The 855-nt window shown below is 79.5% G+C and carries 1 pseudogene; it reads left to right on the forward strand.

Annotated elements, in window-relative coordinates:
* Positions 1–855: pseudogene (locus ABD211_RS33035) on the forward strand (hypothetical protein); the annotation flags it as partial.

Below are 855 nucleotides of genomic sequence, written 5' to 3' on the forward strand. Positions count from 1 at the left end.
CCCGGCGCGCACGTGCTTGTGGCCGGCCCGCTCGGGCGGGCCCTGGTGGGCCGCCTGCTCGACGCGGGGGCGGCCGTCACCTGGCTGCTGCGCTCCCACCCCGACGCCGACGCGGCCACCGCGGCGCTGACGGGCCGCGGGGCCCTCACGGTCCGCTGTGGCGACCTGCGCAAACTCGCCGGCGAGTACGACGCGGTGATCGCGCTCGACGGCGTCGACCGGCTCGCGTCCGTGGACGGCGGCACGCCGCTGAGCTGGGCCGACGCCGTGCGCACGCTGGTCGCGACGGCCCGCCCGGGCGGTTCGGTCGTCCTCGGCGTCCCCAACCCCCTCGGCCTGCACCGCCTGGTCGCCATGGCGCCCCGGACCACCGAGCGGGCCGACGGCGACTGGCTGCCGTCGGCCGGGCACGACGCCACGGCGCCGGCGGGCCTGCCCGCGCTGCTCACCCACGTGACGATGCTGGGCCTGCGGGTCGGCAAGGTCCTGCTCGGGTACGCCGCCCCGAGCGCTCCCGGGGTCCTGATCTCCCGGTTCGTGGCGCGCGGGCCCCTGGCGCTCGCCGGACACCTGGCACCCGTGGTCGGCGCCGCGTGCGAGACCGCGTACGCCGGCCGACCCGTCCTCGCCGACCCGAGGCGCCTGGCCGCCGACGCGCTGCGCGCCGGGGCCGCCGGCGAGCTGGCACCCCTGTGGGTGGTGGTCGGCACCGTCGACGGCCCGGACGAGCCCGGGGCCCCGTTCCGGTCCGTGCCCGACGTGATCGTCGCCGACGTCGAGGCGGCGCCCGAGTGGGACCTGCCGTACGAGATCGTCCCGGACGGGCCGGTCGGCTGGGCCCGCCGCCTGCTGCCC

The sequence above is a fragment of the Luedemannella flava genome (assembly GCF_039528515.1).
GTDB classification, from domain to species: Bacteria; Actinomycetota; Actinomycetes; order Mycobacteriales; family Micromonosporaceae; genus Luedemannella; species Luedemannella flava.